Origin of the sequence: Micromonospora sp. LOL_014, from assembly GCF_048060245.1 — a bacterium.
Taxonomy (GTDB): Bacteria; Actinomycetota; Actinomycetes; order Mycobacteriales; family Micromonosporaceae; genus Micromonospora_E.
The window spans coordinates 94,904-116,604 of the sequence record NZ_JBHMIP010000005.1 but is presented as its reverse complement, the minus strand read 5'-3'; the positions used below and the strand labels follow the sequence as shown (position 1 = coordinate 116,604).

The 21,701-nt window shown below is 71.7% G+C and carries 21 protein-coding genes; 12 read left to right on the top strand and 9 right to left on the bottom strand.

The window, feature by feature from the left end; all coding sequences use genetic code 11:
• Positions 1-16: 16 nt before the first annotated feature.
• Genes ACFHW1_RS06455 through ACFHW1_RS06445 form a run of 3 tightly spaced genes read right to left on the bottom strand, consistent with a single transcriptional unit; the run spans position 17 to position 2,880 of the window.
• On the bottom strand, positions 17-742 hold the full coding sequence (locus ACFHW1_RS06455) for a CoA-transferase subunit beta (RefSeq protein ID WP_416553156.1): 726 nt from the start codon (positions 740-742) through the stop codon (positions 17-19).
• Positions 743-780: 38 nt separating this feature from the next.
• Positions 781-1,620, bottom strand: a complete 840-nt coding sequence (locus tag ACFHW1_RS06450) for a CoA transferase subunit A (RefSeq protein WP_416552963.1) — start codon at positions 1,618-1,620, stop codon at positions 781-783.
• 36 nt (positions 1,621-1,656) lie between these two features.
• The gene (locus tag ACFHW1_RS06445) at positions 1,657-2,880 is read right to left on the bottom strand and encodes a 4-hydroxybenzoate 3-monooxygenase (protein ID WP_416552961.1); all 1,224 of its coding nucleotides are present in this window, start codon (positions 2,878-2,880) and stop codon (positions 1,657-1,659) included.
• Between the two features lie 152 nt (positions 2,881-3,032).
• On the opposite strand from ACFHW1_RS06445, the gene ACFHW1_RS06440 reads away from it, so the two are divergent.
• The 7 genes from ACFHW1_RS06440 to ACFHW1_RS06410 all read left to right on the top strand — a co-directional run bounded on the left by ACFHW1_RS06440 (position 3,033) and on the right by ACFHW1_RS06410 (position 10,916).
• Positions 3,033-3,995, top strand: coding sequence for an ABC transporter substrate-binding protein (locus ACFHW1_RS06440; protein WP_416552959.1), 963 nt, complete (start codon positions 3,033-3,035; stop codon positions 3,993-3,995).
• Positions 3,992-4,861 (top strand): ABC transporter permease, encoded by an 870-nt coding sequence (locus tag ACFHW1_RS06435; protein ID WP_416615055.1) that lies wholly within the window; start codon positions 3,992-3,994, stop codon positions 4,859-4,861. Before ACFHW1_RS06440 ends, ACFHW1_RS06435 begins: the two co-directional genes overlap by 4 nt.
• A complete protein-coding gene (locus tag ACFHW1_RS06430) occupies positions 4,858-5,640 on the top strand; it encodes an ABC transporter permease (RefSeq protein ID WP_416552955.1) in 783 nt (260 codons plus the stop codon). The genes ACFHW1_RS06435 and ACFHW1_RS06430 overlap by 4 nt, the downstream gene beginning before the upstream one ends.
• Positions 5,641-5,702: 62 nt before the next feature.
• The gene (locus ACFHW1_RS06425) at positions 5,703-6,500 is read left to right on the top strand and encodes an ABC transporter ATP-binding protein (RefSeq protein ID WP_416552953.1); all 798 of its coding nucleotides are present in this window, start codon (positions 5,703-5,705) and stop codon (positions 6,498-6,500) included.
• Between the two features lie 29 nt (positions 6,501-6,529).
• On the top strand, positions 6,530-7,735 hold the full coding sequence (gene pcaF, locus ACFHW1_RS06420; RefSeq protein ID WP_416615054.1) for a 3-oxoadipyl-CoA thiolase: 1,206 nt from the start codon (positions 6,530-6,532) through the stop codon (positions 7,733-7,735).
• 194 nt (positions 7,736-7,929) lie between these two features.
• Complete coding sequence (locus ACFHW1_RS06415; protein WP_416568137.1) at positions 7,930-8,751, top strand: SAM-dependent methyltransferase; 822 nt, start codon at positions 7,930-7,932, stop codon at positions 8,749-8,751.
• A gap of 2 nt (positions 8,752-8,753) precedes the next feature.
• Positions 8,754-10,916, top strand: a complete 2,163-nt coding sequence (locus ACFHW1_RS06410) for a putative bifunctional diguanylate cyclase/phosphodiesterase (protein WP_416552947.1) — start codon at positions 8,754-8,756, stop codon at positions 10,914-10,916.
• Here ACFHW1_RS06410 and ACFHW1_RS06405 read toward each other — a convergent pair.
• On the bottom strand, positions 10,867-11,385 hold the full coding sequence (locus ACFHW1_RS06405) for a DUF309 domain-containing protein (RefSeq protein ID WP_416615052.1): 519 nt from the start codon (positions 11,383-11,385) through the stop codon (positions 10,867-10,869). The genes ACFHW1_RS06410 and ACFHW1_RS06405 overlap by 50 nt on opposite strands.
• A gap of 49 nt (positions 11,386-11,434) precedes the next feature.
• On the bottom strand, positions 11,435-12,403 hold the full coding sequence (locus tag ACFHW1_RS06400; protein WP_416590231.1) for a hypothetical protein: 969 nt from the start codon (positions 12,401-12,403) through the stop codon (positions 11,435-11,437).
• Positions 12,404-12,542: 139 nt separating this feature from the next.
• Here ACFHW1_RS06400 and ACFHW1_RS06395 point away from each other — a divergent pair, with 139 nt between their 5' ends.
• A complete protein-coding gene (locus tag ACFHW1_RS06395; protein ID WP_416552941.1) occupies positions 12,543-12,725 on the top strand; it encodes a hypothetical protein in 183 nt (60 codons plus the stop codon).
• A gap of 253 nt (positions 12,726-12,978) precedes the next feature.
• Positions 12,979-16,725 (top strand): SpoIIE family protein phosphatase, encoded by a 3,747-nt coding sequence (locus tag ACFHW1_RS06390; RefSeq protein ID WP_416615051.1) that lies wholly within the window; start codon positions 12,979-12,981, stop codon positions 16,723-16,725.
• Here ACFHW1_RS06390 and ACFHW1_RS06385 read toward each other — a convergent pair.
• The gene (locus ACFHW1_RS06385) at positions 16,682-17,068 is read right to left on the bottom strand and encodes an STAS domain-containing protein (protein WP_416552937.1); all 387 of its coding nucleotides are present in this window, start codon (positions 17,066-17,068) and stop codon (positions 16,682-16,684) included. The two genes, ACFHW1_RS06390 and ACFHW1_RS06385, sit on opposite strands and share 44 nt — an antisense overlap.
• A 128-nt stretch (positions 17,069-17,196) precedes the next feature.
• On the opposite strand from ACFHW1_RS06385, the gene map reads away from it, so the two are divergent.
• Positions 17,197-18,057, top strand: coding sequence for a type I methionyl aminopeptidase (map, locus tag ACFHW1_RS06380; protein WP_278167949.1), 861 nt, complete (start codon positions 17,197-17,199; stop codon positions 18,055-18,057).
• On the opposite strand, the gene ACFHW1_RS06375 is transcribed toward map, so the two are convergent.
• The 3 genes from ACFHW1_RS06375 to ACFHW1_RS06365 all read right to left on the bottom strand — a co-directional run bounded on the left by ACFHW1_RS06375 (position 18,044) and on the right by ACFHW1_RS06365 (position 19,728).
• Positions 18,044-18,571, bottom strand: a complete 528-nt coding sequence (locus ACFHW1_RS06375) for a PadR family transcriptional regulator (protein ID WP_416615049.1) — start codon at positions 18,569-18,571, stop codon at positions 18,044-18,046. The genes map and ACFHW1_RS06375 overlap by 14 nt on opposite strands.
• A gap of 98 nt (positions 18,572-18,669) precedes the next feature.
• Positions 18,670-19,083 (bottom strand): ferritin-like domain-containing protein, encoded by a 414-nt coding sequence (locus tag ACFHW1_RS06370; protein WP_416552933.1) that lies wholly within the window; start codon positions 19,081-19,083, stop codon positions 18,670-18,672.
• Positions 19,084-19,116: 33 nt separating this feature from the next.
• Positions 19,117-19,728: a hypothetical protein gene (locus tag ACFHW1_RS06365; RefSeq protein WP_416552931.1), complete on the bottom strand. Its 612-nt coding sequence runs from the start codon at positions 19,726-19,728 to the stop codon at positions 19,117-19,119.
• 290 nt (positions 19,729-20,018) lie between these two features.
• Here ACFHW1_RS06365 and rimP point away from each other — a divergent pair, with 290 nt between their 5' ends.
• Both rimP and nusA read left to right on the top strand, forming a co-directional pair.
• A complete protein-coding gene (rimP, locus tag ACFHW1_RS06360; RefSeq protein WP_416552929.1) occupies positions 20,019-20,666 on the top strand; it encodes a ribosome maturation factor RimP in 648 nt (215 codons plus the stop codon).
• The gene (gene nusA, locus ACFHW1_RS06355) at positions 20,663-21,700 is read left to right on the top strand and encodes a transcription termination factor NusA (RefSeq protein WP_416552927.1); all 1,038 of its coding nucleotides are present in this window, start codon (positions 20,663-20,665) and stop codon (positions 21,698-21,700) included. The genes rimP and nusA overlap by 4 nt, the downstream gene beginning before the upstream one ends.
• Position 21,701: the final 1 nt, after the last annotated feature.

The window sequence follows — 21,701 nt, the reverse complement described above, 5'->3', positions numbered from 1 at the left end:
GCTCTACCCGCCGGGGTCAGGGGTTCAGCAGCTGGCGCAGGGCGGCCAGCTCCTGCGGGGTGGGTTCGTCGGTGGTCGTCAGGTCGGTGGCGATCTTCAGCGGCCAGCCGGTGGCCGCCACGGCCTGCTCGACACCCACTCCGGGGTGCAGCTGGGTGAGGGTCAGCTCGCAGGTGTCCGGATCCGGGCGCAGCATGCCGAGGTCGGTGATGACCAGGGTGGGACCCCGGCCACGCAGGCCGAGGCGTTGCCGGTCGCCGGGGCCTGCGCCGAAGCCGACCGAGGTGACGAAGTCGACCCGGTCGACGAACGTGCGCCGGCTCTGCGGCACGATGACGATCACTTCGCCGCACGAGGCGGCGATCTCCGGGGCGCCGCCCGCGCCGGGCAGCCGTACCTTCGGGTCGGTGTAGTCGGTGCCGATCACCGTGGTGTTGATGTTGGCGTACCGGTCGATCTGCGCGGCGCCGAGGAAGCCGACGTCGATCCGGCCGGGCTGCAGCCAGTAGTTGAAGATCTCCGGCACCGAGACGACGGCGTCGGCGGTCTCGGCGAGTACCCCGTCACCGATGGACAGCGGCAGCCGGCCGGGCTTCGCGCCGATGGTGCCGGACTCGTAGACCAGCACCAGGTTGGGGGAGTGGGTTTGCCGGGCCAGGTTGGCCGCGGTGCTGGGCCGGCCGATGCCGACGAAGCAGCGGGCGTCGTCGCGCAGCGCCCGGGCGGCGGCGACGGTCATCATCTCGTCGCGGGTGAACCTGTCGACGGCCGGTTGCTCGTTCACTCGGCACCACCGTACGTCGCGTCGCTCCCCGCCGTGGCCAGGACGTGTTCGTCGAGCCAGCGGGTGAAGGTGTCCCGGTCCCGGCTGATCTCGTCCCACTGCTGGTAGTAGTCGTTGGCCCGGTCGCTGTAGTCCATCGCGTACGACGGGTACGCCCCGCCGGGCACCTCGGCGACCCGGGTGACCGCCCAGCCGGGCAGCACCACCGCGCCGGGCCGGGGGGTCAGCTCGTCGACGGTCTCCTCGACGGTGACCAGCGACCGTGCGGACGCCAGCACGACCTCCTTGTGCACGCCGGTGATGCCCCAGATCTGCACGTTGCCGTGCCGGTCGGCGCGCTGTGCGTGCACGATGCCGACGTCGGGGTTGAGCGCCGGTACGGCGGTGAGCACCTCGCCGGTGAACGGACAGGTGATCGGCGCGATGGTCGGGGTGCGGTCGACGAGGTCGGTGCCGACGTACCCGCGGAGTACGGCGAACGGCAGGCCAGCGGCGCCGGCGACGTACCGGTTGGCCATCCCGGCGTGGCTGTGCTCCTCGATCTCCAGCGGACGGGGCCAGCCGCGCTGCACCGCGTCGCGGAACCGGTGCAGCGAACCGACCCCGGGGTTGCCGGCCCAGCTGAAGATTAGCTTCTTGGCGCAGCCGGCGCCGATCAGCTGGTCGTAGACGACGTCCGGGGTCATCCGGATCAGCGTGAGGTCGCGTCGGCCCTGCCGGATGATCTCCTGTCCGGCCGCGGTCGGGATCAGGTGGGTGAATCCCTCCAGGGCGACGCTGTCGCCGTCGTGGACCAGGTCGGCGACAGCATCAGCCAGCGAGGAAATTTCAGCCATACATCATTCCCGGTGCGTGTGATGAACAAAAGTTCGCTAAGCGAACGGTACGGCCGGGGTTGCCGGCCTGTCAACGCGGCTGCTCCAGTCCAGCGGCAGCCCCACGTAGTTCTCCGCCAGGGTGGTCGCCGCCGCGGTGGAGGTCGACACGTACTCCAACTGGGCCACCTGGAGCCGGTGACTGAACTCGTCGGCGTCGGTGGGCCGGTGCAGCAGCCCGGTCATCCAGGAGGAGAAGTGCTGGACCCGCCAGATCCGGCGCAGGCACCGGGCCGAGTACTCGTCCAGCCCGGTCCCGCGTCCCTGACGGAACCAGGTGGTCAGCGCCTCGGCCAGGAAGCGGACGTCGGCGACCGCCAGGTTCAGCCCTTTCGCGCCGGTCGGCGGCACGATGTGCGCCGCGTCGCCGGCCAGGAACAGCTGGCCGTAGCGCATCGGTTCGGTAACGAAGCTTCGCATCGGGGTCACCCCCTGTTCCAGGATCGGGCCCTCCTTCAAGGTGAAACCGTCGTTGGTCGCCAGCCGGGTGTGCAGCTCGTCCCAGATCCGCGCGGTCGGCCAGTCGCTCAGCTCGGTCCCGTTGGGCACCTGCAGGTAGAGCCGGGTCACCTCAGGGCTGCGCATGCTGTGCAGGGCGAACCCGCGCTCGTGCTGGGCGTAGATCAGCTCGTGTGCCGAGGGGGCGGCCTGGGCCAGCACGCCGAGCCAGCTGAACGGGTACGTGTGCTCGACGGTGCGCCGGGCCGAGGCGGGGATGCTGTCTCGGGAGACGCCGTGGAAACCGTCACATCCGGCGACCATCAGGCAGTTCAGTTCGCGTATCGTGCCCTCGTGCGCGAACCGAATGACCGGGGCATCGCTGTCGATCCCGGCCAGCTCGACATCGGAGACGTCGAACAGGATCTCGCCGCCGGCTGCCAGCCGGGCGGCGATCAGGTCCTTCACGACCTCCTGCTGGCCGTAGACGGTGATCCCTCGGCCGCTGGTCAGCGCGGCCAGGTCGATCCGTCGGCTGACGCCTTCGAAGCGCAGCTCAAGGCCGGTGTGCACGAGTCCTTCGCGGCGCATCCGGGCGCCGACGCCGGTGTCGGCGAGCAGTTGCGCCGTGTCGTGTTCGAGCACCCCGGCCCGGACCCTGCTCTCCACGTACGCCCGCCCGCGGGTCTCCAGCACGACCGAGTCGATACCCTCGAGATGCAGCAGGTGGGCGAGCATCAAGCCAGCTGGTCCCGCTCCGATGATGCCAACCTGGGTTCGCACGACGCTCCCTCCACCTGCCGGATTGGCAGGAATCTTCCGATATGTGACATTGACGCGAGCCCTCGCTGGGCCGTACGTTCATCATAAGAACCACCGTTCGGTCAGCGAACGCCCCTGACTGACCCAACTCGATCCCATCCCCTGGAGGTCCCATGCGACGGCCCCTCGTCGCCTTCACCCTGGCTACCGCGCTGCTGGTCACCGCCGCCTGTGGTTCCGACTCGTCCACCGACGAGGGCGGCGGCACCGACGACGTCACCGACGTCACCGTCGGCATCATTCCGATCGTTGACGTCGCGCCGATCTACCTCGGTGAGGAGAAAGGCTTCTTCGCCAAGCGCGGCATCAACCTGACCATGGAGAGCGGTCAAGGTGGTGCCGCGATCGTCCCCGGCGTGGTCAGCGAGCAGTTCCAGTTCGGCTTCAGCAACGTGACCTCCCTGCTCACCGCGCAGACCCGTGACGTGCCGGTGCAGATCGTCGCCAACGGCGTGGCCTCGACCGGAAACCCCGAGGCCGACTTCGGCGGCGTGGTGGTCCGCGAGGACAGCCCGATCCAGACCGCCGCCGAACTGGCCGGCAAGAAGGTCGCGGTGAACACGCTGAAGAACATCGGCGACACCAGCGTCCGCGAGTCGGTGCGCAAGGCCGGCGGCAACCCGGACGACATCGAGTTCGTCGAGATGGCCTTCCCGCAGATGCCGGCCGCCGTCGCCAACGGCGACGTCGACGCCGCCTGGATGGTCGAGCCGTCGCTCGCCATCGCCAAGGACGCCGGTGGCCGGGTCGTCGCCTGGAACTTCGTCGACACCGCCCCGAACCTGACCGTCGCGGTCTACTTCACCAGCACCAAGCTCGCCCAGGAGAACCCCGAGCTGGTCGAGAACTTCCAGGAGGCGATGGCCGAGTCGCTGTCCTACGCCAACGCCCACCCAGACGAGGTGCGCACCGTGCTGCGTAGCTACACCGACATCGACCAGGCGATCCTGGACGCGATGACGCTGCCGATGTGGCCGGCCGAGATCAACCGGGCGTCGATCGAGCGGGTGGCCGAACTCGGACTCGCCGACAGTGTCTTCGATGCCGAGCCCGACCTGGACGCGCTGCTGCCGTGACAGCGGTCGACAACGCCCCGGTCGGGGCCGGCGGAGCCGGCCCCGACCGGGGCGCGTCAGCAGCAGCCCGCCGGGCCGCACCGAGCCGGCGCCGTCGGCCGCCGACGGCGCTGTTCGGCGTCGCCGGCCTGGCCGGTCTGCTGGTCCTGGTGCAGGTCCTCCCGTCGACCCCGCTCGTCTCGGCGCGCTACCTGCCGCCGGCCACCGAGATCCTCGCCGCCCTGGTCGAGCTGCTCGGCGACGGTGCCTTCTGGTCGGCGCTCGGTGACACGCTGACCGGCTGGGCGATCGGCCTGGCCATCGCGGTCAGCGCCGGCATCGTCCTCGGCGTGCTGATCGGTTCGGTGCCGGCGCTGCGCGCGGTCACCGCCTCGACGATCGAGTTCCTGCGGCCGATCCCGTCGGTCGCGCTGATCCCGCTCGCCGTGCTGCTCTACGGTACCGGCCTCGAATCGACCCTGCTCCTGGTCGTCTACGCGGCGTTCTGGCAGGTGCTGGTCCAGGTCCTGTACGGCGTACAGGACGTCGATCCGGTCGCCGACGAGACCGCCCGCAGCTACGGCCTCGGCCGCTGGGCCCGGATTCGCCACGTCATCTGGCCGACCTCGTTGCCGTACGTGATGACGGGCGTGCGGCTCGCCGCCGCGGTCGCCCTGGTGCTGGCGATCACCGCAGAGCTGGTCATCGGCGCACCCGGGCTGGGCAACCGGATCGCCGTCGCGCAGACCTCCGGCGCCGTCGACCTGATGTACGCCCTGGTGGTGGTCACCGGACTGCTCGGCGTCGGGATCAATCTGATCGCCCGGGCGGTCGAGCGGCGGGCACTGTCCTGGCACCAGTCGATGCGCGGCGAGGTGATCGTGTGAGTGTGACCGGGGTGTTGAAGCGGGCCGGGCTGGTCGTCGCGCTGCCGGCCGTACTGTTCGCCGTCTGGTGGTTCAGCAGCGCGGGTAGCACCAGCTTCTACGCGCCGCCGCTGAGTAAGATCCTCGGCACCTTCGCCGAGACCTGGACCGTCGAGCGCCTACGTGCCGACGTGCTGCCCAGCCTGCTGCGGCTGGCCGCCGGTTACGCGGTGGCGGTGCTCGTCGGCGTCGCGCTGGGCGTACTGGTCGGCAGCATCCGCACCGTGCGGGCCACGCTGGAACCGGTACTTGAGTTCTTCCGGGCCATCCCGCCGCCGGTGCTGGTGCCGATCATCATGCTTTTCGCCGGCATCGAGAACACCATGAAGATCGTGGTGATCGCGGCCGGCTGCGTATGGCCGATCCTGCTCAACACCGTCGAGGGCGTGCGCGCCACCGACGAGGTGCTCTCCGACACGGCCCGCTCCTACGGCCTGACCGGTCCGGCCCGGCTGCGGCACCTGGTGCTGCCGGCGGCCAGCCCGCAGATCGCCGCCGGCATGCGCCAGGCTCTGTCGATCGGCATCATCCTGATGGTGATCAGCGAGATGTTCGCGGCCAGCAACGGTCTCGGGTTCACCATCGTGCAGTTCCAGCGCACCTTCGCGATCCCGCAGATGTGGACCGGCATCCTGCTGCTCGGTCTGCTCGGCTTCGCCCTGTCGGTGCTCTTCCGCTTCGTCGAGATGCGGGCGTTGGCCTGGTACCACGGCCTGCGCCAGGCGCAGCGCAGCTCTTGACCCGCTGCCCGGCTCGGCTGCCCGCGTGGCGGCGCCGGAAAGGATAGAGAGGTAACGAGCCCATGCTCGATGTCCAGGGCCTGCGCAAGGTCTACGACGGGCGGCAACGCCAGGTCGAGGCGGTGCGCGACCTCACCTTCACCATCGACGACGGTGACCTGGTCTGCCTGGTCGGCCCCTCCGGCTGCGGCAAGACCACCCTGCTCAAGTGCATGGCCGGGCTGCTGCCGGCAACCTCCGGCGAGGTCCGGCTGCGCGGCCGGCCGATCACCGGGCCGCCGCCCGGCATGGCGGTCGTCTTCCAGGAGTACGGGCGCAGCCTGTTCCCGTGGATGAGCGTGCGGGACAACGTCGAGCTGCCGCTGCGGCAGAAGCGCATCGCCCGGGGCAAGCGCCGGGAACTGGTCGACGAGGCGCTGGCCGCCGTCGGTCTGGCCGACACCCACAACGCCTACCCGTGGCAGCTGTCCGGTGGCATGCAGCAGCGGGTGGCGATCGCCCGCGCGGTCGCGTACCAGCCGGATGTGCTGTTGATGGACGAGCCGTTCGCGGCGGTCGACGCCCAGACCCGCGCGGACCTGGAGGACCTGATCCGCCAGCTGTGGCAGCGGCTCGGGGTGACCATCCTGTTCGTCACTCACGACATCGACGAGGCGGTCTACCTGGGGCAGCGGGTGCTGATCCTGTCCTCGTCGCCGACCGTGGTGCAGGAGAGCCTGCGGATCGACCTGCCGGACACCCGCGACCAACTGCACACCCGCGCCGAGCCGCGCTTCACCCAGCTGCGCGGGCACGTCTACGAGCAGATCCAGGCGGCCAAGCGGGGGCAGCGACCACCCGCCCAGGCCGGCCGGCCCTGACCCTTCCCGCCCTTCCGAGGAGGACCGAGATGCCCGTGGCCTATCTCGTCGCCGGAGTGCGCACGCCGTTCGGCCGCTACGCCGGGGCGCTCGCCCCGGTGCGTCCGGACGACCTGGCCGCCCACGTGATCCGCGAACTCGTCGCCCGGCACCCCTCGGTCGACTGGGACGCCGTCGACGACGTGGTGCTCGGCTGCGCCAACCAGGCCGGCGAGGACAACCGCAACGTGGCCCGGATGGCGGCGCTGCTGGCCGGCCTGCCGACCCGGACCAGCGGCACCACGGTGAACCGGCTCTGCGGTTCCGGGCTGGACGCGGTGGCGATCGCCGCCCGTTCGGTGGTCGCCGGCGAGGCGGACCTGGTCGTCGCCGGCGGGGTGGAGAGCATGAGCCGGGCGCCGTTCGTGCTGCCGAAGGCGGCCACGGCGTACGCGCGCACCGCGGAGATCCACGACACCACCATCGGCTGGCGGCTGGTCAACCCGCTGATGCGGGCCGGCTGGGGCACCGACTCGATGCCGGAGACAGCGGAGAACGTGGCCGCCGAGTACGGCGTGGACCGGGCCGCGCAGGACGCCTTCGCGCTGCGGTCCCAGCAGCGGGCCGCCCAGGCCCAGGCGAGCGGCCGGTTGGCGACCGAGATCGTGCCGATCGAGGTGCCGCAGGGCCGTAAGAGCACGCTGACCGTTTCGGTCGACGAACACCCCCGGCAGACGTCGCTGGAGAAGCTGGCCGCCCTGCCGACGCCGTTCCGCTCCGGCGGCACGGTGACCGCCGGCAACTCCTCCGGGGTCAACGATGGCGCGGTCGCGCTGCTGGTGGCCAGTGACTCGGCCGTCCGGCGGTGCGGTCTCACCCCGCTGGCCCGGGTGGCCGGCGCGGCCACCGCTGGCGTCGAGCCCCGGGTGATGGGCATCGGGCCGGTACCGGCCACCCGCCGGTTGCTCGGTCGACTGGGCGTCGATCTGTCCGAAGTGGACGTCGTGGAGCTCAACGAGGCGTTCGCCGCGCAGGCGGTGGCGGTGCTGCGGGAGCTGGGCCTGCCAACCGAGGCGGAGCACGTCAACCCGAACGGCGGGGCGATCGCCCTCGGGCACCCGCTCGGGGCCAGCGGGGCGCGGCTGGCGCTGACCGCCGCGCTGGAACTCGGGGTCCGCGACGCCGACCGGGCGCTGTGCACGATGTGCATCGGGGTCGGGCAGGGCATTTCGCTACTGCTCGAGTCGGCCAGCTGAGATAGTGCCGGTCTGCCGATCCGGTGGTCGGGTGTCGGGCCGGATTCGGGCAATGTCGTGAACCTGCCAACGGTGCACATTCCACCGTCGTGGCGTTAGCATGGGCCGGCGCCCGGTGCGGCCGGCTGGTGCCCGTGCCGACCCGCCCGTCACGCCAGGGCCGACGCGGACATCGCGAACGAGCTGGAGGCAGGATGGCGGAGCAGGCCAGTGGAGTCCCGGCCGGAGTAGACCTGAGCCGCCCCAGCGCCGCGCGGGTCTACGACTACTTCCTCGGCGGGGCCCACAACTTCGACGTGGACCGTCAACTCGCCGAGCAGATCGCCGCGATGACGCCGCACCTGGCGGAGACCATGCGGGCCGGCCGGGCGTTCCTGCGTCGGGCGGTCCGGACGCTGCTCGCCGACGGCGTCGACCAGTTCCTGGACATCGGCTCAGGAATTCCGACGGTGGGCAACGTTCACGAGGTGGCCCACGCGGTCAACCCGGCGGCCACCGTGGTCTACGTGGACATCGATCCGGTGGCCGTGGCACACAGTCGGAGCATCCTGGCTGAAGTCGGGCGGGCCGTGGTCCTGCAGGCCGATCTGCGTGCACCGGAGGCAATCTGTGCGCAGGCCGCCGCGACCGGCCTGATCGACTTCGCCCGACCGGTCGGCATCCTGCTCGCCGGGGTGGCGCACTTCGTGCCCGACGCCGACGACCCCCAGGGCATCCTTCGGCGGCTGCGGGCGACCGCGGCGGTCGGCAGCTACCTGGTCATCTCCCACGCAACCTACGAGGACCAGCCGCCGGAGGTACTGGCCGCGCAGCGGTTGTCGGCCAGGACCGACACCGAGATCACGTTGCGCTCGCGGGCGGAGGTGACCGCGATGTTCGGTGACTTCACCATCGTCGACCCGGGAGTCGTCCATCTGCCACTGTGGCGGCCGGACCCGGACGCCGAATTGGACGCACACCCGGAGCGGTTCGGTGCCTTCGGCGGCGTTGCCCGCCTGGACGCCGCCGCGGTCTGACCATGGCGACGTCCGAGACGGGCGATGGCGGTGCCGATCCCGAGGGTGTGCGCCGCTTCGCCCGGAACTGGGCGGCGGCCGCCGCCGGGCTCGGCTATCTGCCGCTGAGCTTTGCCGAGAGCGCCGACATCCTGCACGGGCACACGCTGCGGCTGGCCGCGGCGGTGCTGGCCGGGACGTTCGACGGCCAGGCCGGCCGGGATGTCGGGCGCTGGCTGGTGGAGGGCCACCTGACCGAACCCGCCGTGCTGGGCTGGACCATCCAGGCCCTCGGCGAGGACTTTCTGCCGCTGGTGCTGCCGCAGCTGGCGACGTCGGCACCGGCCCGGGAACGGACCACCCACCTGCAGGGCGCGCTCGCCGAGGGGTACGCTCGGGCGCTGCGCAACCGGACCTTCGCGCAGCAGTCCATCATCCGGCAGGCGGCCTGGTCCGCCCGGGACGCTGCCGAGCAGGCGCTGCGGGACAGCGAGGTCCGGTTCCGGGCGGTATTCACCGGCGCGGCGATCGGCATCGGGCTGGCCGACCTCGACGGGCGGATCATCGATGTCAACCAGGCGTTCGCCGACATGCTCGGCTACACCATCGCGGAACTGCGGGAAATCAACGTCGGGCAGCTGTTCCACCCAGACGACGCGCCCGGCATGTACCAGTTCTACCTTGACCTCATCGAGGGCAAGCACGACCGCGCCCGGGTGGAGAAGCGCTACTACCGCAAGGACGGCGCACCGATCTGGACGGACCTCGCGGTGTCGCTGATCCGGCACGACGACGGCCGACCCCGGTTCACCGTCGCGATGGTCGAGGACATCACCGACCGGTACGAGCTGCAGGAGCGGCTGCGTTTCCAGGCCGAGCACGACCCGCTGACCAGGCTGCCGAACCGGGTGCTCTTCTTCGACCGGCTCGCTGAGGCGATGGCCGACCCGGGCGGGCAGGTCGGCGTGTGCTTCCTGGATCTCGACGGGTTCAAGTCGATCAACGACGGGCTCGGTCACGACGTCGGCGACCAGTTGCTCGCCGTGGTGGCGCGGCGGCTCGCCGACAGCGCTGCCGACTGCGGGCACCTGGTCGCCCGGATGGGCGGCGACGAGTTCGTGATCCTGGTGACCCGCTGCACCGGCACGTCGCAACTGGTCGACGTCGCCCAGGCCGCGCTGGCCGCGCTGGCCGCTCCGATCCAGGTCGACGGGCACCAGTTGACCGTGTCGGCGAGCATCGGGGTCGTCGCCTCGCCCACGGCCGGCACGACCCCCACCGAGGTGATGAAGGCCGCGGACACCACCCTGTACTGGGCCAAGGCCGACGGGCGAGGCCGGTGGGCGGTCTTCGACCCGGTACGGGGTGCGCGCGACGTGACCCGTTCGGCGCTCGCCGCCGCGTTGCCGGCCGCGCTGGACAGCGGCGAGTTCGTCGTCGAATACCAGCCGATCACCCGGCTGTCCGACCGGACGGTCTCCGCCGTCGAGGCGCTGATCCGCTGGCAGCATCCGATTCTAGGTCGGCTCGGGCCGGACCGGTTCGTCGCTCTCGCCGAGGAGACCGGGCTGATCGTCCGGCTCGGCCGGTGGGTGCTGGAACAGGCGTGCCGGCAGGCCAGCCGGTGGCGGGCCGAGCACCCACAGGCGCCGATCGTGGTCAGCGTCAACATCTCTGCCCGCCAGGTCAGCGACCCGCAGCTCGTCGGGGAGGTGGCCGGGGTGCTCACCCGGACCGGTCTGCCACCGGAGCTGCTGCAGCTGGAGCTGACCGAGAGTGCGGTGATGGCCACCGGTGGTGAGCCACTGCCGGCGCTGCGCCGGCTGGCCACGCTCGGTGTCCGGTTGGCCATCGACGACTTCGGCACCGGCTACTCCAACCTCGCCTACCTGCGGCGGATGCCGATCCACGTGCTCAAACTCGCCGGTCCCTTCGTGGAAGGGATGCGGGTCGCCGGTCCGGAGGGCGACCGCGACGAGCGGATCGTCGACGCGCTGGTCCGGCTGGCCCACGCGCTCAACCTGACAGTCACCGCCGAGGCGGTGGAGACCGGTGAACAGGCGGACCGGCTGGTGGCACTCGGCTGCGACCAGGCCCAGGGCTGGCATTTCGGCCGTCCGGTGCCAGCCGGGGAGATCACTGAGCGGCTGTCGCGTGGCCCGGATCGGCCCGTAGCCGGACAGTGAGGTCGACAGCCGCGTCGTGGGCGAGCCGGTCGGCCGTGTCCCGGCCGAACCGCACCAGATCCGGCACGGGTACGCCGTACAGCCGCTGCCCGGCGTACGGCGCGATCCGGTCTGCGGCCCTGGCCAGCAGCCGCGCCGCGCCGGCCAGGTTGCCCCGCCGCGCGTGGGTGAGCCCGACCGCCAACTGCGCCAGCCCGCGCCAGAACTCACGCTCCACCGGCGGTGCCGCCTTCCAGGCCGACTCCAGCACCTCGTGGGCGTGGAACGGCCGGCCAGCGTCGAGCAGCCGCTGCGCCTCGTCGAGCGCGTCGTGCGGCGTGAGTGCCAGGTCGTCGGGCATGGTCGGTACGCCCGACGCGCCCGGCGGCAACGGCCGACCCAGCTCGTCGCGCGGCCGGGAGTTGCGTGGCCGACCCGCTGGGTCACGGTCCCGCTCTGGACGGTGGTCACCTGGCGACAGACGAGCCATCGGTCAACAGTAGTGCGGGCGACCGGGCCGGCAGGTCAGCGGGTGCCGGTCAGCGGGTGTCGGCGACGGGCAGGTCGCCGAATCTGGCGCCGCCTTCGCGTACCAGGTCCGCTGGCAGCCGGCCACCCCAGCGCGGATCGAGGACGACGGCGAGGGACTCCTGGTTGGTCAACGCCGTCGGTAGCGGAGTGCTCCGGGCCGGGCCACTGCGGCATCGGGCCAGATCCAGCCGGATCAGGGTGCCGTCGGTTCGGTGGTACCGCACCGAGCGGCCACCGAGGCAAGTGTCGGAGACATCATCGAAGATCACCGTGCCGCCGTCGGCCAGTGGGTAGCAGATCCGGCCGGCGGCGCAGCTCGCCGCCAGCGCGTCGTCCGGCAACTGGTCGGCCGACACCGAGAACCGGATCAGCAGGGGGCCGTCTCCCCGGTCCAACTGGAGCTGCACGGCCACGCCAGCCGACCCGGCCGGGTTGCCCTTGGCGTACCCGCTGATTCGGCCGGCCGGCAGCAGCCGGGTGAGCAGTTCCAGCGCACCCTCTGCGGTGACCGGTGTGGTGTCGCCGATGGCGGCCGGCGGGATGTCGAGGCCCCACACGGCGACCGGACAGTTGGCCACCTCGGTGGGCGCGGCCGGCAGCGCGGTGACCGTGGCCGTGCCGCCGTTGACGTCACATCCGGACCGGACCGTCGGCTCGCCGGTGGCCGGCGGCACAGGTGCGATGCTCGTCGCCTCGGCCAATTTCGCGTCGGGGGTGACCGATCCGGCCGGTGCCGCCGGCTGACCGACGCCCGGCGCACCGACGTCGGGCGGTCCACCGCCCGGCACCGGCAGCCCGACCCCCACCACCGTCGGGGCCAGCAGTACGGCACCCGTCGCCAGGGCGGCGGCGGTACCGACGCTGGCCGCCCGTCGGTTGCGGCGGCGTCGCCGCCCCAGGCGCACCGACTCGGCGACGAGATCCCCGATCGGTGGGGCCGGCCGCGCGGCCAGCTCCTGTTCCAGCAGTCGCCTCATCTCACCTGCCACGGTGACCGCCCTCTCCGGTTCCGCTGGCTATGTCCGCCGGGCGTCGGTTCGGCGCCCGTACCCGGCATGACGTCCCGGCCAGGCGGTCCGGTGACAGACCGCGCCGGACCGCCTCCAGACATCGGCGGTGCGCACCACGGTGATGTTCTGCGCCTTCGACGGTCCGCCCCTGGTCGTCCGGTTGCACGGCGTCGGCACGGTGGTGCCCGTCGGACCGGCGCTTCGCCGCGCTGGCCGGTGCCTCGGTGACGCGCTTGGTCAACACGGGGTGCGAGCGGTAATCGTCGTCGACGTGCAGCGGGGTCAGTGACTCCTGCGGTACGGCGGACCGCCGAGGACCTCGCCGAGTACCGGGCGACCCGCAACGCGGCCAGCATCGACGATTTGTCCGCCCTCTCCCCACCGCCCAGTCGACCACACGTTACGTTCGTGCGGCGCCGGGGTAGGAGGCGACCCACGCCGCACGACCGGGCCCGCCCCGGCCGGCGGACGTTGCGGGACTCCGCAAATGGACGCGGTGGCGGCGGCCGGGTGACGGGTTCGATGAGCGAGGGTGGCCAGCGATGACAGAGGGTGAGCGGCCGGTCGGCTCCCCGACGGTGCCGGCTCCGCGACCGGCCGTCCCCGCCTTGCTCGCCGCCGCCCTCGACCGGGCCGGCGAGACCAACCGGCTGATCCGGGAGCGTGACTGGAGCCGCAGTCCACTCGGCGCGCTGGACAGTTGGCCGGCCAGTCTGTGCCAGGCGGTTGGCATGATGCTCTCGTCGCAGGCCCAGATCGTGCTCTACTGGGGGCCGCAGCTGCGTGCCTTCTACAACGACGCCTACCTGCCCACCATCGGCGCGAAGCATCCGGCCGCCCTGGGTGAACCCGCCGCCGAGCACTGGTCGGAGCTGTGGGATGTGCTGGAGCCGCTGTTCGCCGGGGTGATCGAGAGCGGGGCTGCCTACCGTGGCACCGACCATCCGTTCCTGCTCGAACGGCACGGCTTCCTCGAGCAGACCTACTTCGACGTCTCCTACGACCCGCTGTGGATCGAGGACGGCAGCGTAGGGGGTGTCTTCTGCATCGTCAGCGAGACCACCGGACGGGTGCTCGGCGAGCGTCGGATTCGTACCTTGGCCGGGCTGGGCAGCCGGTTGTCCGACCTGCAGAGCCAGACCGACCTGCGCCGTGGCGTGCTGGAGGTGCTCGACACCTGCCGCGGCGACATCCCGTTCGCCCTGCTCTACCTCGGATCGGACGCGGACTCCGCACGGCTCGCCGGCTGCACCGGCGTCGCGGCGCAGACCGTCACCGCGCCGACGCAGCCGAGCCCGGTCGACGCCCCGGCCGCGCTGCTGGACGCCTTGCACAGCGGTACCGCGCAGACCGCCCGGGCGGCGGACTTCGTCGCCGTACCACCGGACACGGCGGCGCCGGAGGTGCTCGTCCTGCCGATCAGCGCGGCGACCGAACCGGTCGGTGCCCTCGTCCTCGGCCGCAGCCGGCACCTGCCGTTCACCAGTGACTACCGCGACTTCATGGATCTGCTCACCACCCAGATCTCCAGTGCGGTGACCAGCCAGCGGGCCTATCTGCACGAGCGGGCCCGGGCCGCCGAACTCGCCGTGATCGACCAGGCCAAGACCGACTTCTTCGCCAACGTCAGTCACGAGTTCCGGACCCCGCTGACGTTGCTGCTCGGCCCGATCGAGGACCAACTCGCCGACGTGGACCTGCCGGTGCCACATCGCGAGCGGGCCGAGATGATGCACCGCAATGCCCTGCGCCTGCTCAAGCTGGTCAACACCGTGCTGGACTTCTCCCGGCTGGAATCCGGTCGGGCGCGGGCGGCGCTGCAGCCGGTCGACCTGGCCGACTTGACGAACCGGTTGGCCAGCACGTTCCGGTCGGCTGCCCAGCGGGCCGGGCTGGACCTGGTCGTGCATTGCCCACCGCTGCCCGGGACCGTGCAGGTGGACCCGGATCTGTGGGAGAAAATCGTCCTGAACCTGCTGTCCAACGCGGTGAAGTTCACCTTCGACGGCACCATCACCGTGCGGTTGCGGGCGCTCGACACGTCGGTCGAACTCACCGTCGCCGACACCGGGGTCGGTGTTCCCGCCGCTGACCTGCCGCACCTGTTCGAACGGTTTCACCGGGTGGCCGGCACCCGGGCCCGCAGCCACGAAGGCACCGGGATTGGGTTGGCGCTGGTCCGTGAACTCGTCCAACTGCACGGCGGGACCGTCGCGGTCCGCAGCGAACCCGGTCAGGGCAGTGTCTTCACCGTCGAGATCCCGGTCGGCACCGGGCCGAACCCGCCGGCCGGCCAGGACCCTGAATACCCAACCGGCCAGGACCCTGAACACCCAACCGGCCAGGACCCTGAACACCCGGCCGGGCGCGACGAGGCCGGCGACACCAGACAGTTGTACCTGGCCGAGACGCAGCGGTGGAGCGTCGGGCCGGCGCGGGAGGTGATCGAGCAGCCACGGGTCGACCAGCCCGTCGGGCGGATCCTGGTGGCCGACGACAACGCCGACCTGCGGGACCACGTGATCCGGTTGCTGGCGCCGCACTGGCAGGTGGTCGCCGCGGCCGACGGTGCCGCAGCGCTGGCCCTCGCCACCCGTACCCCCTTCGATTTGATCCTGACCGACGTGATGATGCCGGAACTGGACGGTTTCGGCTTGGTCACGGCGTTGCGTGCGGACCGGCGGACCCGGCATGTGCCGATCGTCGTGCTCTCCGCCCGGGCCGGTCCCGAGGCCGCCGTGCAGGGCCTGTCCGCCGGTGCCGACGACTACCTGGTCAAGCCGTTCGCGGCGCAGGAACTCGTCGCCAGGGTGCGGGCCAACGTCGAACTGGGGCAGCTGCGCGGCCGGATCATTCACCAGCTGCGGGCGCTCGCCGACGCAGCCGTCGCGGTCAACACCGCGCAGACCACCAGCGAGGTGCTGCGGGTCGCGGTCGAGCACATCCAGCAGCTGGTCCGGGCTTCGAAGGTGGTCGCCACCGCCCCGGGTGCCCGCTACGAGGCGGACGGTGGCGGCCAGCCCTCCGCCGACCCGGCGACGGTCACCCCGTTCATCGGTGCCGGCGGGGAACGGCTGGGCGAGCTGTCGGTCTGGCCCTTCGCCGGCGCCGACCCGGACCCCGACGAGGCGGCGCTCGCGGAATTCGCCCGGATGGTCGGGCTGCGGCTGGGCAACGCCCGGCTGTACGAGGCGGAACACCGCATCGCCAGCACCCTGCAGCACAGCCTGCTGCCCCAGACGCTGCCCCGGGTGCCCGGCGCGCTGATCGCCAGCCGCTACCTGCCCGGCAACGCCGAGGCAGAGGTCAGCGGCGACTGGTACGACGTGGTGGAGGTCGGCGGTGGCCGGCTGGTTCTGGTGATCGGCGACGTGGTCGGCAAGGGTGTGAACGCGGCGGCCACCATGGGCCAGCTACGCAACGCGCTGCGGGCGTACCTTCTGGAGGGGTTCTCGCCAGGTGACGCCCTCACCCGGCTGAACCGGCTGGTCACGACGATGGGCCGGCGTTCCCTCGCTACCGTGGTCTGCCTGTGGTTCGAACCGTCGAGCGGTGTGCTGCGCTACGCCAGCGCCGGCCATCCGCCACCGGTGGTGGCCGCCGGGGCAACGGTAGGGCTGCTGCACGACCGGGCGCTCGGCCCACCGATCGGGGCGATCCGGGGCAGCCGCTACGACACGTCGACCGACCGGCTCGACGTCGGCAGCCGACTGATCTGCTACACGGACGGGCTGATCGAGGACCGCACCGTGGGCATCGACGGCGGTCTGGACCAGGTCCGGGCCGACGCCAGAGCCGGCGGTGACCACGTCGAGGAGCTCGCCGACCGGCTGCTGCGCCGGGTGGCCCGCCGGCCCCGCCGTGACGACGTCGCGGTGCTGGTGCTGGAGGCGACCGACCTGGACCGCCTCAGGATGCGGCTGCCGGCGCAGGCGCGGGCACTGGCGCTGCTGCGTCGACGGCTGGCGGACTTCTTTGCCGCGCACCGGATCGACGACACCGACCAGTTCGATCTGACCGTGGCGATCTCCGAGGCGGCAGCCAACGCGATCGAGCACCCGGTCACCCCCGCGCAGCCGGACATTTGGCTAGAGGTCGGTATCGACGGGGACGACCTGGTCGCAAGCGTGCGGGACAGCGGCGGTTGGCGGGAGACCTCCGACACCGGGTTCCGCGGTCGGGGACTGGCGTTGATCGCCGCCCTGGCCGAACTGCGGATCGACCGGGACGGGCAGGGCAGCGAGGTCACGTTGCGCCGTCGACTGGCTCCCCGACCGGATCCGGACTGACCACCCGGGCCTGGCTGCCGTCCCGGATCGCCTCGGCGGCCAGCCACGGCTGCCCGCCGAGGCCGGAGATGTCCAGGACCCGGCGGACCTGCCGGGACGGCAGCACCGTCAGCGCCTGCGGGTAACGGTCGGTGAGCTGGAGCAGCGCGTGGATGGCCGCCGAATCGAAGAACGAGACCGTACGCAGATCGAGGGTCACCTTGCCGGCGTCCTGGTGGATCGCGGCGTGGTACATGTGCTCGGCGGTGGCCATGTCCACCTCGCCGCTGACCGTGACGGTCAGGTGGTCACCGTCCAGGTCACTGGTGGCGGAGAAAAGCTGCTCCGGACCCTGCTGATCCACGAAAGTAAAGATGGCACAACTGTGCGGCTCCAGCAAGATTCGGTGGTAAACGGTCGGTCGCTCAGCGTGTCCGCGGCGGCTCGGTCGCCGGCCGGTCGGGTCGACACCGACGGCGCTAGGCTGGACGCATGACCTCCGTCCGCGCTCCGCTGACCCCTGGAAAGATCTCCCCGTGGCGGCCGGTGCCGGCGCACATCACCCGGCCGGAGTACGTCGGTCGCAAGCAGCCCGCGCCCTGGCGCGGCTCGCACGTCCAGTCCCCGGACACCATCGAGCGGATGCGGGTGGCGGGTCGGCTCGCCGCCCGGGCCGTGCAGCTCGCCGGTGAGCACTGCAAACCGGGGGTCACCACCGACGAGATCGACGCGGTGGTGCACGACTTCCTCTGTGACAACGGTGCCTACCCGTCGACCCTGGGCTACAAGGGGTTCCCCAAATCCTGCTGCACCAGCCTCAACGAGGTCGTCTGCCACGGCATCCCCGACTCCACGGTGCTGGCCGACGGCGACATCGTCAACGTCGACGTGACCGCCTACATCGGCGGAGTGCACGGCGACACCGATGCGACCTTCTGCGTCGGGGAGGTCTCACAGGAGGCCCAGCTGCTGGTCGAGCGGACCCACGAGGCGATGATGCGGGGCATCCGGGCGGTGGCCCCGGGGCGGCAGATCAACGTGATCGGCCGGGTGATCGAGTCCTACGCCCGGCGGTTCGGCTACGGCGTGGTACGCGACTTCACCGGCCACGGCATCGGCGAGGCGTTCCACAGCGGGCTGTACGTTCCGCACTACGACAGTCCACGACCCACGGACGTGATGGAACCGGGGATGACGTTCACCGTCGAGCCGATGATCACGCTCGGCACGCACGAGTACGACATGTGGCGGGACGGCTGGACGGTGGTCACCAAGGACCGCCGGTGGACCGCCCAGTTCGAGCACACGATCGTGGTCACCGAGGACGGCTTCGAGATCCTTACCCTGCCCTGACCGGACCGGGGCCCAGCAGACTGGTCTCACAGTGGTCGAGCCAGCGGATCTCCGCCTCCGCCCGGAACAGCATCGCGTCGAGCACCAGCCGGCCGACGCGGTCGACGTCGGCCGACCTCGCTCTGGAACGGTTCAGCTCCCGTACCGCGTCCAGGGTTGCCGCCCGTTGCGCCGCGACCACCCCGCGGACGTCCGCCCCTGGCGTGCTCAGCGCAAGGGCAATCTTCACCGTCAGTTCGTCGCGGCCTTGGCCGACGCGGCCGACCGGGCTGCTGAACCAGGTGGTCAGCGCGTCCCGGCCGGCGGCGGTGATGGCGAACGGTCGCTGCCCGGCCGCGTTGCCCGCCAGCGCACGCACCAGCCCGTCGCGTCGCAGCCTGGCGAGCGTGGTGTACACCTGTCCGATGTTGAGCGACCACGCCCCACCGGTGGCCTCCTCGAAGGCCGCCCGGAGCTGGTACACGTGCATCGGGCCCCGGTCGAGCAGCGCGAGCAGTCCGTGGCGGATCGACATGCCAGCTGAGTATGCATACCGGGTAGATGGGCGGCAACCGGGATCATGAATCGCGGTTCCGGTCACGCTTGCGCCGGGATGGACTGGCCAGGTCGCGCTCAGCCGGGCCGGCCCGGCCAGGTCGGCACAGCCGGTGTGGCGCCGGCCGCCTGTCGCCAGCGGGTCGCGCGGACCGCGTACTCGATCAGGGCGGTGAGCGCCGCCTCGCGGTCCGCGCCCGAGGTGACCGGCAGTACCGCCCGCCAGACAGCTGCGGCCCGCTCCTCCACCTCGGCGGCCAGCCGCAGGGCGCTGGTCGCGTCGGTGACCGGGAACGGCAGTTGATAGGCCGGTTCGACCGGCGGCGCGGCGGCACCGACCCGCAGGATCAGCTGGTCGCGCCGGTCCCGGTGGGCGGCCTCGGCGTCGTGTGCCCGGGCAGCGGCGTCGCCGGCGAGATGGACCCCGAGCACGCCGTAGGCGAAGATCGCCGCGTACTCGGCGGTGAGTGCCTGCTCCCATCCGTCAGCCACGGTCGGCGCTCCTTCTGATCCGGTGGTCCACGTTTATCGGAGCACCTCGAGGTGGCAAGCGCGGGCCGCGGCGATCGAGCCCAGTAGCGCGGCCCGGTCGGCGGCGGCGGTGTGGCACGCCGCGACGGCCTCGGCTGCGGCGGCCTCCTCTGCGGACCGCAACGCGGTGAGCGCGGCGGCCCGGTCGACTGGCGAGGCCGAGGTGCCAGCTCCCGGTGTGGCCGTGCCCGGCGGTACGGCGGAGCCCGGGGCGCTGGGCTGGCCGCCCGGGCCGGCGGCGGGCGTCGTCGGGGTCGGTAGGGCGATCCCGGTCAGCCGGCTGAGCTCCTCGGCGTGCGTCCGGTGGGTGGCGACGACCGGGGCCAGCAGCGGGCCGAGCTCGGCTGGCGCGGTCATCGCGGCGTCGTACCGCGCCACCAGGTCCAGCGTGGCGGCGAGCAGTCCGGCCAGTGGATCCGGTTCCGGCTCGGGCTCCGGCTCACCGCCGAGCAGGCCGCACCCGGCCAGCCCGGCCGGGACGGCGACGGCGACCGCGGCACCGACGGCACCCCGGATCACTCCGCGTCGGCTGCAGGGGCCGGCCGCAGCGGTGGCCGGGTGCGCGGTCCTGCCGATCGCCCGCCGGCCTGGTTGGTTCGCGAACACCGGACCAGTCAACACCATCGGCGCCGCAGCCGGTCCGCGCCTCCCGGGGATCGGCCCGCGCGAGCCTATCCGGAAAGTTCTGCAGTAGCGACTCAGTGTGGTCGTCGCTGTCCTGGTGGCTACCCGTGCCGGCTTGCGGTCGGGTGTCCGGTTTCCCTCGGTGCGCCGGGGGGCCGATCGCCTCGGCCGCGCGTTACGCTCTGCCCAGTCGCGTCGGAGTAACATCCGACGGCGCTCCTGGTGTCGCCTCGAGCGGCCAACGAAGAAGATAACGGTGGAAGGGTGCGGAGATGACACAGCGTGACCGTGCCGGTGGCAGGTCACCCGGTTCCCGCGCCCGCCGGGCCGCCACCCCCCGGCCCCGTCCGGACGGCGCCCAACGGCCCCAGGTCGCAGCTGCGGCCCGGCGCGACCGGTTGCGGGCGATCGTCGAGCCGGTGGTCCGGGCGGCCGGCTTCGACCTGGAGGACGTCTCGGTCTCCCGGGTGGGTCGTCGACACCAGGTCCGGGTGATCGTCGACGCCGACGGCGGTGTCGGGCTCGACTCGATGGCCGAGGTGTCCCGTGCGGTCTCGGCGGCCCTGGACGAGGCCGAGTCGGTGGCCGGTGCGGAGCTGATCGCCGGCGAGTACCAGCTCGAGGTCAGCTCGCCCGGCGTGGACCGGCCGCTGCGGTTGCCCCGGCACTGGCGCCGCAACACCGGCCGGCTGGTGCGGGTGACCGCGGCCCAGCGCCAGGTGACCGGCCGGATCGTTACCGCCGACGACGAATCGGTGCAGTTGGACGTCGACGGTGGCGTCCAACGGTGGCCCTACGACGACCTCGGCCCCGGGCGGGTCCAGGTGGAGTTCAACCGCCTCGACGAGGTCGTCGACGATGACCCGGCGGATGTCGACGACCCGTCCGACGACGACGAAGTGGAGGACGAGGAGAGGTGAACATCGACCTCGCGGCGCTGCGCGCACTGGAGCGCGAGCGGGAGATCCCGTTCGACACGATTCTCGCGGCGATCGAGGCCGCGTTGCTGACCGCGTACCGGCACACCGAGGGTGCGCAGACCCATGCCCGGGTCGAGATCGACCGGCGCAGCGGGATGGCGCTGGTCTACGCCCAGGATCTCGACGCCGAGGGCGCGGTGCTGCGCGAGTGGGACGACACACCGCATGGTTTCGGGCGGATTGCCGCGATGACCGCCAAACAGGTGATTCTGCAGCGGTTGCGGGAAGCGACCGACGAAGTTCACTTCGGGGAGTACGCCGGGCGCGACGGTGACCTCGTCACCGGAGTGATCCAGGCCCATGAGGCCCGTACCGAGAAGGGAATCGTCACCGTCGACCTGGGCAAGCTGGAAGCGGTGCTGCCGGCCGCAGAGCAGGTGCCGGGCGAGACCTACCCGCACGGCCAGCGGATCCGGTGCGTGGTGGTGCACGTTGCCAAGGGGTTCCGAGGGCCGCAGATCACCCTTTCCCGGTCCCACCCCAATCTGGTCAAGCGGCTGTTCGCGCTGGAGGTCCCAGAGATTGCCGACGGCACCGTGGAGATCGCGGCGATCGCCCGTGAAGCGGGCCACCGGACCAAGATCGCGGTACGGTCGACCGCTTCCGGGGTCAACGCCAAGGGCGCCTGCATCGGTCCGATGGGCCAGCGGGTGCGGGCGGTGATGAGCGAACTGCACGGCGAGAAGATCGACATCATCGACTGGTCCGACGACCCGGCCGCTTTCGTGGGCAACGCGCTGTCGCCGGCGAAGGCGTTGCGGGTCGAGGTGGTCGACGCGGCCACCCGTACCGCCCGGGTGACGGTGCCGGACTTCCAGCTCTCGCTGGCCATCGGCAGGGAAGGGCAGAATGCCCGGCTTGCTGCCCGACTGACCGGCTGGCGGATCGACATCCGGCCGGACACCGAGGCCGGTTCCGCCGGTCGGGATCCGGCCCCGGAACCGGGCGGCGCGGTCTCTGGCGCGTCGGGGTAGA